Genomic DNA, 14,847 nt, shown 5'->3' on the forward strand with positions numbered 1-14,847 from the left:
AAGCTTATAATTAAAACCCTGTAAATAAAACACATGTTACTAACACCCTTCCCTAATGAGCGTCAAATGGATGTAAAAGATTGTGGTCCTACCTGCCTTAAAATCATTGCTAAATATTATGGCAAGTACTACTCTTTGCAGTATTTGCGTGATCTTTGTGGAATTACCCGCGAAGGAGTCTCTTTATTAGATATAAGCTATGCTGCGGACAAAATAGGTTTGAGGACTATTTCCGTTAATATTCCGATGAATGATTTAATTGAAAAAGTCGTTTTACCCGCTATCGTTCATTGGGGAGGGAATCATTTTGTAGTTGTTTATAAAACCAGGAAGAATAAGATTTATGTATCTGATCCGGCCAAAGGATTAACCTCTTACACTACAGAAGAATTTAGAAAGAAATGGTATAAAAAAGAAGCCAATTATGGCACTCTGATGGCTTTAGAACCAACAGCTTCTTTTCAACAAATTGAAGCCCATGAAAAGATAGAGCGTCTGAAAAGCTTCGAGAATCTACTCGGCTATTTCACTCCTTACAAGAAATCATTTGGTGTTTTGTTCTTCATCATGCTGATTGCTACCATATTGCAGGCCTTTCTCCCTTTCATATCCAAAGCAGTAATAGATACCGGCATCCATACCCGTGATACTACTTTTATATATATGGTATTAAGTGCTAATATTGTATTATTATTAAGCATCACCTTATCCAATGTATTGCGAGATTGGGTATTACTCCACATCACTACTCGGGTAAATATCTCCTTAATTTCCGATTACCTGATAAAACTGATGAAGTTACCTGTTTCATTCTTTGAGAATAAACTGGTAGGAGACATTTTGCAACGGGCGTATGACCATGAACGCATCCGAAGTTTTATTATGAACAACTCACTGGGAATGCTTTTCTCAACAATTACATTTTTTATTTTCAGTGTCATTCTGCTTATCTTTAACAAAATCATTTTTTTCATATTTATAGCCGGAAGTATTATATATGTATCCTGGATATTAGTATTTCTGAAAGTTAGAAAAAAGTTAGATTGGGAATATTTCGAACTTATATCTAAAGACCGGAGCTACTGGGTAGAAACTATTGAAAACATTCAGGAGATAAAAATAAATAATTACGAAGATACCAAACGATGGAAATGGGAAGGGATTCAGGCTCGGCTTTATAAGTTGAATGTCAAAATACTGAATATCAACAATGCACAAACATTAGGTTCTCAGTTTATTAACGGAATGCAGAATATGGCTGTTACTTTCTTTTGTGCCATAGCAGTAATTAACGGAGATATAACTTTTGGGATAATGATTTCTACTCAATTTATCATCGGAATGTTAAATGGACCAGTGGCTCAGTTTGTAGGATTTATCCAGTCGGCGCAATATGCTAAAATTAGCTTTATGAGGATTAATGAAATTCATCAACTTACTGATGAAGACGAATTAACTCCTGTGGCTAATAATAATCTGGAATTACCAAGTCAAAAAGATTTAATTGTCAAAAATCTGTCATTTCAATATTCGCGCCACTCCCCATTAGTTTTGAAAAGCATTTACCTCAAAATTCCAGAAGGAAAAGTTACTGCCATTGTTGGCGATAGTGGTTGCGGTAAATCAACACTTTTGAAGTTGCTTTTACGTTTATATCTTCCTTCTTACGGAGAAATCTGTATTGGAGACATGAATATAAACAGCGTAAGCTTGCGTCAATGGCGAGCGAAATGCGGGAGTGTCATGCAGGAAGGAAAAATATTTAATGATACGATTCAGAATAATATCGTATTAAATGAAGAAAGAATAGATTATGAAGCACTGCAAAGAGCAACTCAAATAGCCAACATTGCCAAAGAAATAGAGGCCATGCCGCAAGGCTATCAAACAGTAATTGGCGAAATGGGGCGTGGACTCAGTGGCGGACAAAAACAGAGACTTCTTATTGCCCGGGCTTTATATAAAGATCCGGATTATCTGTTTTTAGATGAAGCAACTAATGCATTAGATACCATTAATGAACAAAAGATTGTATCTTCTTTACATAATGTATTTAAAAACCGTACGGTAGTGGTTATAGCCCATCGCCTGAGTACCATTAAAAAAGCAGACCAAATTATAGTAATGAAAGATGGTATGATTACAGAAATGGGTAGCCACGAAAAACTGATGAGCAATCAGCGATACTATTACGAACTAATACAAAGCCAATATGAACTGGAAACTGCTGAAATTGAAGCCTGAGGAAAAAGAAAATCTGAATCGTAGCGAAGAAGTGAGCGATATTATAGATCGCATGCCCACTTCGTTCGGGAAATGGGTAGCCCGGGCGGTAATTATTTTTACGATTCTTCTGTTTACATTCGGATGGTTGATAAAATATCCGGATGTTGTTTCGGGTCAGATTACAATCAATTCTAATACAGCTCCGATTAAACTTCCGGCTCATACTTCCGGAAAAATAGAACTTTTGAATGTAACCTCTCAGGATACTGTTAAAGAAGGCGATTATATTGCCATCATTCAAAACTCGGCAAAAACAGAAGATATTCGCAAAGTGGCAACCCTGATCAATGAATTTGACCCAAATGAGTACAAGACATTTAAACGAGCATGCACCTTATTCCCCGAGAAAGTGTCACTTGGAGAATTAAATATGAAATATTATTCGTTCTTGTCTTCTTTAAAAAGTATTACCGACTATGCTGATGATAACCAATACGAACAGCAACAGATTAGCTTACTGGAAGGAATCAAGTGGCGGGAGAAAATCCTGGATGAAACAAAAAATGCTTTGAATATATCCACAGAGAATCTGGAAATATCCAGAAAGTGGCTCGACAAATATTCATCGCTCAACAAAGAGTTAATTACCACCTATGAACTTGAAATAGACAAAAGCAAAGCAGATTATTTATCTGCTAAACAGAACAATCAGAATTTGATAAAGGAAATGGCATCTATCGAAATGCAAATCGCAGAGAGTCGGAATAGACTGTCTCAGCTTTCGGTAGAGCGCCGGGAGCAAGAAAGAAAACTTCATCTGGATTTGTTTGCATCCTATCATGACCTAAGCGATCAACTGAAACAGTGGGAACAAACCTATGTTTTAAAAGCCCCATTTGATGGACAGGTTGAATTCCTTAAGTTCTGGGCGAATGGGCAATTTGTACAAGCCGGAACTGATGTGTTTTGTATCGTCCCCAAAGAGAATGTAATTCTGGGGCAGGTATTACTTCCTGCCGTAGGCGCTGGTAAAGTAAAAACAGGCAGTAATGTGTCAATTAAATTAGATGATTATCCTTACTCCGAATTTGGTGCTATTAAAGGAATTGTTAAATCTATATCACTGATAACGAATGAGTACGAAGTGGCACAAGGGAAGATAAATACCTACCTTGTACTGGTGGATATGCCGGACGGCTTGGTTACGAACTATGGCGACGAACTCGATTTTAAATATGAAATTGGAGGACAGGCCGATATTATTGTAAAAGACCGAAGGCTGATTGAAAGGTTGTTTGATAATCTAAAATTCAATACTAAATAAGGAGTATAAGCAGATGAAAGCATTTAGTATCCTATTCATGTCTATCATAAGTCTTATTCCTATTTCTCTGTATGCACAAAACGAGAGGGAACTGGATTTGCTTCAGTGCATAGAAATAGCCTCAGATAGTTCTTTGCAAGCCTTTATTGCAGATAACTATTATAAAGCCGGGTATTGGGAATATCGCTCTTATAAAGCTGCTCGGCTGCCTGCCCTCTCACTTAAGTTGACTCCGGTACAATATAACCGGAATATTATAAAACGTTATGATTATCAGGAGAATATAGATGTATATCGAACGCAAGAGTCACTATATTCATCAGGTGGTTTCACGTTGAGTCAGAATTTTGATTTAACAGGAGGAACATTCTTTATTAATTCGGAGTTAGGCTATAGCAAAAATTTTGGAGAGAATAGTTATACACAGTTCAATAGTATACCAATCCGGGTAGGTTACTCCCAAGCATTATTTGGTTTTAATAGCTTCAAATGGGAGTGTAAGATAGAACCTCTTAAGTTTGAAAAGGTAAAGAGGCAATTTTTATATCGTCAGCAGGAGATAGCAGAGAATACTTTACAATATTTCTTTAATTATGTACAAGCCGAGAAAGAGTATAGGTTGGCAGTGGAGAATCTACTTTCCACAGATTCTCTTTATTGTATTGCTTTGGAAAGGCAAAAAATATCTGCTATTTCAGAAGCAGATGTACTCACTTTAAAATTAGATAAGATTAATGCTCAGAATAGCCTCAAAACAGTAGAACTGAATATGGAGGATGCCAGATTCGCTTTTTTATCATTTCTGAATCTGGATAACAATCAAGTATATTCGCTTAAGTTACCCGAGAGTATGAATCAAGATATATTAATCTCTATAGACAATGCTTTGCTACATACTCGTGGCAATAATCCAAATTATTTAGCCTACCATCAGGAAATTCTGGAAGCCGAAAGAGAGGTAGATAGAAAACGAAAGACAATATTTGAAGCTGACCTCTCTGCCAGTATAGGTTTTAATCAGGTAGCTAATCGTTTTGTTGATGCTTATCGACGACCCTTGCAACAAGATATAATAACAGTGAGTCTGACCATACCCATCTTGGATTGGGGAATGAAAAGAGGACAGATAAACATGGCTAAGAGCAATCTGGAAGTAGCTAAGTTCTCTGTACAACAAAAGACGCAGAGCATGGAGCAGGAACTAATTTCTGCTATTCAAAAGTTTAATAATCAGAAGGAACAGATTATTTCTACACAGGAAGTTTTGTCTTTGGCAGATGAAGCTTATAGAATCAATAAAAAACGATTCGTAGTAGGGAAAGCAGATATTAGTACTCTCACCCTTTCCTTGAATAGGTACAAAGAAGCACAAAGAAACTATATTAATTCTCTTAAATACTACTGGACTTATTATTACAAAATAAAAAAGATAACGCTTTATGATTTTGAGAAACAAGAAAGCTTATCTGTTTTATTCTCTCTACATCCTCCCTATATCCCCCTCATAATACCCAATCAGCACCGGCTTAAATAGGGTATTAATCTTTATCTTCTCCAAATCAACCTTCTCATCATTTGCAAAGCGAAACAAAGACGAAAAGTTACTCTCATTCAAATATTTATAATCCACGTTCGGAGGAAGGCGCAGGCTATCCGCATCTATTCTTATATCCGTAGCCAGATTAAAGCCCCAATCGCCAAACGAAGGTACATTTACATGATAAGGAATAACATACTCAAACTCCTCTCCCACCGTTTTATAAATGCACCAGAAAGCATTCTTCGTAAAATACGGGCTATTCGATTGGGTAACCATTACTCCACCTTTTACCAGATTCAGTTTAACCAAGCGATAAAAAGAGGTGGTATAGAGCTTATTTAAGGCATCATTATTAGGGTCGGGTAAATCAATAATCACCACATCGTACTTATTTTCGGCTCGCTCAAGGTAGGTAAAAGCATCTTCAAGAACAACCTTCACCTTCGGATGAGAAAGAGCACCCTCATTTAAACGACTTATTTCGGGATGCTCTCTGCAAAGCGTTACTACCGCCTCATCTAAATCGATGAGGGTGATGGATTCAACGTTTGGGTATCTTAGTAGTTGCTTGGCGGCCAATCCGTCTCCTGCACCCAGCAAAAGCACCTGTTTAGCCTGCGGATTCACAGCCATAGGCACATGCACCAAAGGCTCGTGATAGCGATATTCATCGGCAGAAGAGAATTGAACATTCCCATCCAGAAAGAGGCGCAAATCATCTTTATGCTTAGTGAGTACAATCTTTTGATAAAGACTTTGCTTGGTATAGACTATTTTATCGCGATATAAACCCGATTCCAGGTTCTCGGTTAGATAATCTCCTATCAACGTAAACGTAAGCACCCCGGCAAAACAAAGGAATAAAATGTTCTGAAAGAAATGTCTGTAACGAAGCTTATCCCGGTATCTGAATACAATAATAGCGGCTGCTATCAAATTAATAAGTCCGGTTACAAAACCTGTGGTTACATAGCCCAACCGGGGAAGCAAGAGCAAAGGAAATGCAATAGAACCAATCAGTCCACCGATATAATCGAAAGCAAACAGATTGGCTATGTTCGATTTGATATTCTGTTTATGCCCCTCAATGATTCGTACCAGCAAAGGAATCTCAACACCCACCAGCAAACCGATAGAGAGAATCATCAGGTACATCACCAATGGATAGATATTGGTATAGATATGGCAGATAAACAGCAGGAGGCTTGAGAAACTGCCCAATATACCCACCAATATTTCTACCAACGTAAATGTATCGAACAAATGCTTATTCAAATACTTAGATACATACGATCCTATCCCCATAGCAAAGAGGTAAAGACCGATGGTAATGGAAAACTGCGTAATGCTGTTTCCCAATAAATAAGAGCTTAAACTCCCTATAATCAGCTCGTATACAATAGAGCATATAGAGATTAAAAGGGTGGTAAAAAGTAAGGGAGTAGCGTTAAATGGTTTCTGTTCCATTTATTGAATAGCTCCGCTTATAATAATGCCAATGGCTATAATAAACCCAGCCATGGCAACTCCGGCTGCCGTATTATGATCGTCGATTACTTGATTCAGGTTCACTTTGATGATTTTACACAAAAGAACCATTGCATAATATCCCACAATGAATAATATAATACCTACCAACCAGTATTGCAACGTTGAAAGTACACCATCTATACTCATTTGTTTATCCTCCTATAATTACAGACTTGATAATAATAGCCAACCCGATAAAAATACCGGCAACAAGTGCACCCGTAGCGGTACTTTTCTCTTCAAATATCTCGCGGGTGAATTTATAAGGAATCACCAGATCCATAATAACGACTCCTACTATGAGCAGCAGAATGCCTAATACACCGTATCCTACCGAACTTAAGATTTGTAACATGTTATTTTAGTTTTTGAGTTTATAGTTTTTAAGTTTGAAGTTTATAGTTTGGAGTTTTAAGATATGGATTGAAATTTATTGCCTGTGTTAACTTATATAGCAAAGCCTATAAACTCCAAACTCAAAACTATAAACTCAAATCATTTACCGAAACTTGTACCTCCCCCCTGTGACCGCCGCGCATTGATACTCGCTTGTCGTGCACTTGATACGTAGGTATTATATTTAGAGGTATTGAGTTCGTCGGAACTTTCATTTTTATTCTTCGACCAGGTTGAACCGGAGACATAAAAACGATGCAAACGCCGTGGATGATAAGCTCTATATGAGGTATATCCTTGAGGGTCTTCTTCTTTCTTACTGATCTGAATATAAGTTTTATATTCTTCGTTCATATAAATTAAAGCGGTTTCCTTGTTGGTTCGAATTAAGATCTGATCATCTCCTATCGAATCATTGGAGGTAATTACATCCTTAATATCCTCGGGAGCCATTTCAATAATCTTCTGACAAGCTGCATGAGTAGATAAAACGGTAGAGTAGATACCGCTTTTGGTATTCGACTTGTTGTTGGAGGTGACAGTGGTTACATAAGAAAAATCATAGCTTTTCTTTATTCCATCGCGAATGGGGTAGCTGAACCAGGCGGATACAGGCTCCCATACTAAGAATACGAAAAAGCCGATTATCATCAGAACCGTCCAATTACAACCTATGCCTTTTACACTTTTCTTTATTTTGCCTTTTAATATTTCGATATCCGATTGCTCGATTATTTCTCCTAAAGAGGCTTCTGTTTCATCCGACCATTTCTCTATGGATAGTTGTTTTCCACCATCTGCTTCATACTCTACAAAGGAGAATTTCTCGTTGTAATCAAAGTCTACATCTCCTGCCGATTCTAAGGCACGGGCCTCTCCGGTATCAATACAGTGAAATAAAGTACCCTGATAGGTAACCTGCTTACTATCCGAAGAAAAAGAGAGTTTTGCGAACGAAACGTTGTGCGACAAACTTAGCAACACACCATTCTTACCCGTTTTCTCTACCGATAGCCACCTCTCTTTTATACCCTTGCGCAGTTTATATTCTTTCCAATAAAAGGTACCCTGCTTATGCTTTACAAAGCCTGCTATGTAGTATTCTTCTCCTTTTATTTTCAGTTTCTGACCTACCGACAAGGAGCTCCAATAGGCAAAATCTTGTTCTGCCGGATTAATTATTTTCTCCACACTCTTGGTTTATTTAATGAAATCCTCATTACCTCTTTCTATTGCCTGAATATGTGTTCTTTCCGGCAAATAATAATCGCATAACCTATCCACAATCATTCTTGTATTGGCATTTCCACAAGTGAAAACATCTAAAAAGATGGATTGATATTCCGGATAAGTATGTATGGATATATGAGACTCGGCAAGCAAGGTAAAGGCTGTATATCCTCCATTGTCAAAAGCTGCATAATCATACTTCAGCAGGGTAACACCTGCCTCCTTACAGCATTTCTCCAAATAAGATTTAAGGTCAGATTCAGAGCCGATTATATGAGATACCCCATACAATTCGGCTAATATATGACTTCCTTTAAATTGATGGTTCATTGTTGGCTAACTGTTGCTCTTTGCGATCGGATTTAAACAGATAACAAGCAATCACTATTTCTATTATCGGCAAAGCAATACCCAGTAAAAGCATCAACCACACATTGAGTTTAAAGCTTCCAAACAGATTATTTACATGTTTCTCCAACACTGTATTTAATATTCCGCTATCAACGACTTTGGCTACCTCAATATCAAAAAACTCATTCGTAGCTTCTTCATTCATGAGCAGAACGTTTTTGCCTACTTGCTTCTTAACTTCAGTAACTACGTACTTACGAAGAACGTCCGTTTCGGCCAAAATAGATGTTATATAAGAAGCAAAGGCATTGCCAACACCTGCTTCCTTAGTAGAGTTCAATTCTGATATTCCTACACTTTTCAACAACACACCGGATGCTTTCTGAACACCACCAACAGCCTCATCAAGAAGTTCGTGCCCGGTTGATTGAAGTTTTTCTTCGCTTATAATCTTTATGACTTCTGCTTTCAAATACTTATTAAACAGTTCGTTGGTTTCTCCCAGATATTTAGGTATATTCTGTACTATTTGCTTTTCGCAATTGTGCAGAGCTGCCCATTGCGTAGCACAAAAACCGATATAAAGAGGAAAGAATATCAGGTAGCAGTAAGCAAGTACTTTTAGTGTCCAGTGTCTTCGGGGTATCAGTATCTTTTTACGAAAATAAATCATCAAACCAATGGTTACCAAAAAGCCTATAACACCTCCTATAATACCCCACATAAATATAGAGAAGGGATTGATATACTCACACAGAATTTCCCAGTACTGAAGGATTTCGGAACTAAAAAAAGTTTTCATGTATCTTATCTTAATTGTTTGTTCAAGGCACAAACTTAAATAAAAATACTCGGTTTATAAATGGGTTGAATAAAAAAATAATGATGAATAGTTCGAAAAGGAGGAGATTTCACCACAGATTAACACAGATTCTCACAGATTAAATTATTCCACTACAAGACCAAAAATGATAAAATTTTTAGTTAATAATCTGTGAGAATCTGTGTTAATCTGTGGTGAATCAACCCATAATACTTGATAATTTCCCTCAAAGAACTATCTTATTAGAGGCTATCTTTTTGATTTGAGATAGCCTCTTTTAGAATAAAACACTCCCTTTATTTTTTCCTCAATCCACCAGCACAAAGTCCAGTTGCTTCTTTTCCAGATTAGCCCGGGCTACCTTCACTGTAATCGCATCTCCCAAGCTATATGTATGGTTCGTTTTTCGTCCGCGGAGGCAATAATTCTTTTCGTCGAACTCATAATAATCATCATCAAGGTCACGCATGGGTACCATGCCTTCGCACTTGTTGTCATTCAGTTCTACATAAATACCCCATTCGGTTACACCCGAGATAACTCCGTCGAATACCTGCCCTATTTTGTCCATCATAAACTCTACCTGTTTGTATTTGATAGAAGCTCTTTCTGCATTGGCAGCTATTTGCTCCATATTCGAACAGTGATCGCAAATATCTTCGTATTTGTTTTCGGAAACGGTTCGCCCACCATCTGCATACTTCGTAACCAAACGATGTACCATCATATCGGGATAGCGACGAATGGGAGACGTAAAGTGCGTATAATATTCAAAAGCCAATCCGTAATGACCAATGTTATGCACCGAATAACGGGCTTTCTGCATGGCACGAATGGAAACGGTTTCTACCAGGTTCTCTTCCTTCTTTCCATGCACATCATCTAACAGGCGATTGATAGATTTAGACACTTCTGTTTTCGAACCACCTGTACGTATTTTATATCCGAAACGGGCAATGAATTGAGAAAGGTTCTCTAATTTCTCCGGATCGGGTAAATCATGAATACGGTAAGGCAATACTTTGGCTTTCTTACCTTTAGGGGCTTTGCCTATCTTCTCGGCAACAGTTCTATTGGCAAGCAACATAAATTCTTCAATCAGTTTATTGGCGTCTTTAGATTCTTTGAAGTAAACGCTGATAGGTTTACCTTTTTCATCTATCTCGAATCTGACTTCATAACGATCGAAGTTAATGGCTCCACTGGCAAAACGCTTTTCGCGAATGGCTTTAGCCATGGTGTCGAGCATCAATATCTCTTCTTTGTAGTCGCCTTCTTTGGTTTCAATAATTTGTTGGGCCTCTTCGTAGGTAAAACGTCGGTCGGAGTTAATAACTGTATGTACAATACGTGATTGCTTCACTTCTCCTTTCTCCGTGATATCAAAAACTACAGAGAAGGTTAACTTTTCTTCATTAGGACGAAGCGAACAGATATAGTTCGATAAACGTTCGGGAAGCATAGGGATAGTTCGATCTACCAGATAAACGGAAGTAGCTCGCTTCTCTCCTTCTTTGTCGATGATTCCTCCTTCTTTTACATAGTGAGTAACATCGGCAATGTGTACGCCTACTTCCCACAAGCCGTCTTTCAGTTTGCGAATAGAAAGGGCATCGTCAAAGTCTTTGGCATCTTTCGGGTCGATGGTGAAGGTTGTTACTTTGCGGAAGTCTTCGCGCCTGGCTATTTCTTCTTCTGATATTTCGGCAGGGATTTTATCCGCAGCCTTCTCTACAGATTTGGGATATACGTATGGTAAACCAAATTCGGCTAAGATGGCATGCATTTCGGTGGTGTTATCTCCTGCTTTGCCTAAAATATCAATAATCTGCCCAATAGGGTTTTTGGCTTTATCGGGCCACTCTACCACCTTTACAATGGCTTTATCACCAGTTTTTCCGCCTTTAAGTTTATCTTTGGGAATAAAGATATCATTGGCCAGCGTACGGTTTTCTGTTACAAGAAATGCATACGATTTGGATACTTCCAGCGTACCTACAAAGGTATCGTTGGCACGCTCCAGAATCTCTACCACTTCTGCTTCTTTTTCTTTATTCTTACGCTTGGCCAAACAAACAACACGAACTTTATCATTATTCATGGCGTGAGCCGAATTGCGCTCTGCAATAAATATAGGCTCTCCTCCATCATCGGGGATAAATGAATTCTTTCCATTGCTCTTACGATGGAAAATACCTGTCAGTTCTTTCCCCTGGTTGTGCAAACGGAATTTGCCTTTTTCTACTTCAACAATATAATCATCTGCCAAAAGCTCGTGCAGAATGTCTACACAGAGCATCTTTAACGGGTGAGTAGTCAGCCTTAATTCCGAAAATATATACTTCAAAGTGAATGTTTCAGTAGGCTTGGCATGGAAAAAGTTTAATACTATTTCTGCCAATTCTTTCTTCTTCATTCTCTTACCTGCTTTCTTTCCACCTTTTTTTCCCATAATCAATAAAATTTTAGTCTTACAAAGAAAACAAATAAATCAATTTATATCCTATATTTGCATATTAATCTTTATCATTTTAGAATGGCGATGAGCATTTTAATTACAGGTGCGAGTGGATTTATTGGTAGTTTTCTGGTACAAGAAGCACTGAAACGCAAGTTAGGTGTCTGGGCAGGGATTCGATCTACAAGTAGTAAGAAATACTTGCGCGAACGTAAAATTCACTTTCTGGAATTAGATTTCGCTCACCCAAACGAGCTTCGTGCCCAACTTGCGGGACATAAAGGAACCTACAATAAATTCGATTATATCATTCATTGTGCAGGATTAACCAAAACTACCAACCCCAAAGAATTTGATAAAGTAAACTATCTGCAAACCAAATATTTTGTAGACACGCTACGCGAACTCAACATGGTTCCAAAGCAGTTTATTTATATCAGTACATTAAGCGTTTTTGGTGCTATTCACGAAAAGGATAATCAACCCATTTGCGAACAAGATACCCCCGAGCCTAATACGGGTTACGGATTAAGTAAACTCAAAGCCGAACTTTATATACAAAGTATTCCAGGGTTCCCTTATGTAATCTTCCGTCCTACAGGAGTATATGGTCCGCGCGAAGAAGATTATTTTATGCTTGCCAAGTCTATTCGTAATCATATTGATTTCTCGGCCGGATTTAAACGACAGGATTTAACCTTCGTATATGTAAAGGATATAGTAAATGCTGTATTCCTGAGTATTGAAAAAGGAGTGTCGCGAAGGGCCTATTTCCTTTCCGATGGAAATGTGTATAATAGCCGTGATTTTTCCTGTTTAATAAAAAAAGAATTAGGCAATCCATTTGTTATTCATATAAAGTGTCCTTTATTTCTTTTGAAAACTGTATCTTTGCTCCTCGGTTTTTTTGCGTCCGTTTCAGGCAAACCAAGTACACTGAATGCGGATAAATATATTATTATGAAGCAAAGGAATTGGAGATGCGACATAACCCCTACTATCAAAGAATTAGGTTATAAACCAATGTACGATTTGAAAGCAGGTGTTGAAGAAACAATCAACTGGTATAAAAAAGAAGGATGGCTTTAAATTTATTCAAAAGAGTAGAATCGCGAAAAGGACTATTTGCTGTAGAAAAGATTTCGCTGATCTACAATCTGTTAACTACTATACTTATTCTGTTCTTATTTCAAAGAATGGATCATCCGGTGCAAATGCTTGTTGATAGAGCAGCCATCGCTTGTATGACTTTTCTTTTGATGTATGTTTATCGTCTGGCTCCTTGCAAATTCTCGGCTTTTGTACGCATAGCTATTCAAATGAGTCTGCTCTCTTATTGGTATCCCGATACGTTTGAGTTTAACAGAGTACTCCCAAATCTGGATCATGCATTTGCTTCGGCCGAGCAATGGTTATTCGGATGCCAGCCTGCTATAATGTTCTCTCATCACTTACCACAGATGTGGGTGAGTGAGCCGCTGAATATGGGATACTTCTTTTATTACCCAATGATGGCCATTGTGGCTATTTACTACTTTATTCATCGATATGATCTCTTCGAAAAGCTCTCTTTTGTATTGGTGGGATGCTTTTTTATATATTACTTCATCTACATATTCGTTCCCTGTGCAGGACCTCAATTCTACTTTCCTGTGATTGGAGAAGAAAATGTAGCCCAAGGAATCTTTCCTGCCATCGGCGATTATTTCGACCATAACAGTGAAGTACTCCTTGCCCCCGAATACGACCGAGGCTTCTTTTATAACCTGGTAAAAACGTCTCAACAAGTAGGCGAACGTCCTACGGCTGCTTTCCCAAGCTCTCATGTAGGTATTTCTACCATTCTGATGATTATGGCTTGGCGTGCCAGTCGTAAGCTGTTTATCGGGTTAATGCCTTTCTATCTGCTGCTTTGCATGGCCACTGTTTATATACAGGCGCATTACCTGATAGACTCCATTGCAGGATTCCTATCGGCCTTTGCACTCTATATATTGGTGACTAAAATGTTTAAGAAGTGGTTTGCAGTTCCGATGTTTAAGCAACCTGTTCAATAAGATACACTTACGGATATTCCTTCTTTGGTCAGTAAATCTGCTATCCTGTCGAGTTCTTCGCGAGTGGCCTTCTGTAGATTTTGATTGGGAGTTTCCCTCTCTATCGTATAAATCATTACCTGACGGGGAGCTATTTCTTTGATGGTTTCTATCCAGGGAAGCACATATTTATCGGAAGTATTATCCACATCCATATTATCATGCTTTCCTTTCAGAAACATGGTCTGAATCACACAGTTGCCCTTAAAGGCTTTCATACATTCAATGACCTTTTCCAAAGAGTAACATGCCACCGGCCTGTCTACCAAACGGATGTAGCCTTCATCAATGGTATCCAGTTTGAGTATGTTATTATCTACTTTATTTAAAGCCTCAAAAACCTTTGGCTTACAAATATGGGCAGCATTGCTCAATACGCTGACTTTGGCTTTGGGGCAATATATATTGCGTAGTGCCAACGTATCGTCTATTATTTCGGCAAAATGAGGATGTATGGTAGGCTCCCCGTTACCGGCAAAGGTAATAACGTCGGGCACAGGACCGTTGATTTGCATATCCTTCAACTTAGTTTCCAAAGCATGGTATACTTCTTCGCGAGTAGGAAGCGGTGTTTTGGTTTTAAAGTCTTTATTGTATCCGCATTCGCAGTAGATGCAATCGAAGGAACACAGCTTGCCATTGGCAGGAAGCAGGTTAACACCCAATGAAACTCCCAAACGACGGGAATGTACGGGACCAAAAATTGGTGCAGGAAATAGTATGGTTGACATTGTTTTTAAATTCTATCCTTTTTTATTCTAAGTAGGTATTCAAAATTAATTTATAAAATACCCCCTCCGCCCTTTGGGCACCTCCCCCTTGCAGGGGAGGAGTCGATGCCGCAGGAATTCCTCCCCTGCAAGGGGGAGGTGC

The 14,847-nt window shown here is 38.3% G+C and carries 13 protein-coding genes; 5 read left to right on the forward strand and 8 right to left on the reverse strand.

From position 1 onward, the window contains the following. Nucleotides 1-33 precede the first annotated feature (33 nt). Genes D0T60_RS10760 through D0T60_RS10770 form a run of 3 tightly spaced genes read left to right on the forward strand, consistent with a single transcriptional unit; the run spans nt 34 to nt 5,084 of the window. On the forward strand, nt 34-2,244 hold the full coding sequence (locus tag D0T60_RS10760) for a peptidase domain-containing ABC transporter (RefSeq protein ID WP_163218186.1): 2,211 nt from the start codon (nt 34-36) through the stop codon (nt 2,242-2,244). Then, nucleotides 2,213-3,550, forward strand: coding sequence for an HlyD family efflux transporter periplasmic adaptor subunit (locus tag D0T60_RS10765; protein WP_163218187.1), 1,338 nt, complete (start codon nt 2,213-2,215; stop codon nt 3,548-3,550). The genes D0T60_RS10760 and D0T60_RS10765 overlap by 32 nt, the downstream gene beginning before the upstream one ends. A gap of 13 nt (nt 3,551-3,563) precedes the next feature. Continuing rightward, on the forward strand, nt 3,564-5,084 hold the full coding sequence (locus tag D0T60_RS10770) for a TolC family protein (RefSeq protein WP_163218188.1): 1,521 nt from the start codon (nt 3,564-3,566) through the stop codon (nt 5,082-5,084). Here the strand turns inward: D0T60_RS10770 and D0T60_RS10775 are convergent. From D0T60_RS10775 to rnr, 7 genes are all read right to left on the reverse strand, one after another. Continuing rightward, entirely contained in the window at nt 5,031-6,557 is a 1,527-nt protein-coding gene (locus D0T60_RS10775; RefSeq protein ID WP_163218189.1) for a polyamine aminopropyltransferase, read from the reverse strand. The genes D0T60_RS10770 and D0T60_RS10775 overlap by 54 nt on opposite strands. Further along, a complete protein-coding gene (locus D0T60_RS10780; protein ID WP_163218190.1) occupies nt 6,558-6,767 on the reverse strand; it encodes a DUF350 domain-containing protein in 210 nt (69 codons plus the stop codon). A 4-nt stretch (nt 6,768-6,771) separates the two neighbouring features. Further along, complete coding sequence (locus tag D0T60_RS10785) at nt 6,772-6,975, reverse strand: DUF350 domain-containing protein (RefSeq protein WP_163218191.1); 204 nt, start codon at nt 6,973-6,975, stop codon at nt 6,772-6,774. A gap of 140 nt (nt 6,976-7,115) precedes the next feature. Next, nucleotides 7,116-8,207, reverse strand: coding sequence for a DUF4178 domain-containing protein (locus D0T60_RS10790; protein WP_163218192.1), 1,092 nt, complete (start codon nt 8,205-8,207; stop codon nt 7,116-7,118). A 9-nt stretch (nt 8,208-8,216) separates the two neighbouring features. Then, nucleotides 8,217-8,576, reverse strand: a complete 360-nt coding sequence (gene speD / locus D0T60_RS10795; protein ID WP_163218193.1) for an adenosylmethionine decarboxylase — start codon at nt 8,574-8,576, stop codon at nt 8,217-8,219. Then, nucleotides 8,560-9,399 carry a hypothetical protein gene (locus D0T60_RS10800; protein ID WP_163218194.1) on the reverse strand — a complete coding sequence of 280 codons (840 nt, stop codon included), beginning with the start codon at nt 9,397-9,399 and terminating at the stop codon, nt 8,560-8,562. The genes speD and D0T60_RS10800 overlap by 17 nt, the downstream gene beginning before the upstream one ends. Nucleotides 9,400-9,727: 328 nt before the next feature. Continuing rightward, entirely contained in the window at nt 9,728-11,872 is a 2,145-nt protein-coding gene (gene rnr / locus D0T60_RS10805) for a ribonuclease R (RefSeq protein ID WP_163218195.1), read from the reverse strand. Nucleotides 11,873-11,956: 84 nt separating this feature from the next. Between rnr and D0T60_RS10810 the strand changes: the two genes are divergently transcribed. Next, nucleotides 11,957-12,967 (forward strand): NAD(P)-dependent oxidoreductase, encoded by a 1,011-nt coding sequence (locus D0T60_RS10810; protein ID WP_163218196.1) that lies wholly within the window; start codon nt 11,957-11,959, stop codon nt 12,965-12,967. Further along, complete coding sequence (locus tag D0T60_RS10815) at nt 12,958-13,935, forward strand: phosphatase PAP2 family protein (RefSeq protein WP_163218197.1); 978 nt, start codon at nt 12,958-12,960, stop codon at nt 13,933-13,935. The genes D0T60_RS10810 and D0T60_RS10815 overlap by 10 nt, the downstream gene beginning before the upstream one ends. Here the strand turns inward: D0T60_RS10815 and D0T60_RS10820 are convergent. After that, complete coding sequence (locus tag D0T60_RS10820) at nt 13,929-14,705, reverse strand: radical SAM protein (RefSeq protein WP_163218198.1); 777 nt, start codon at nt 14,703-14,705, stop codon at nt 13,929-13,931. The two genes, D0T60_RS10815 and D0T60_RS10820, sit on opposite strands and share 7 nt — an antisense overlap. Between the last annotated feature and the right edge of the window lie 142 nt (nt 14,706-14,847).

The organism is Bacteroides sp. 224 (assembly GCF_010500995.1).
Lineage (GTDB): Bacteria > Bacteroidota > Bacteroidia > Bacteroidales > Bacteroidaceae > Bacteroides.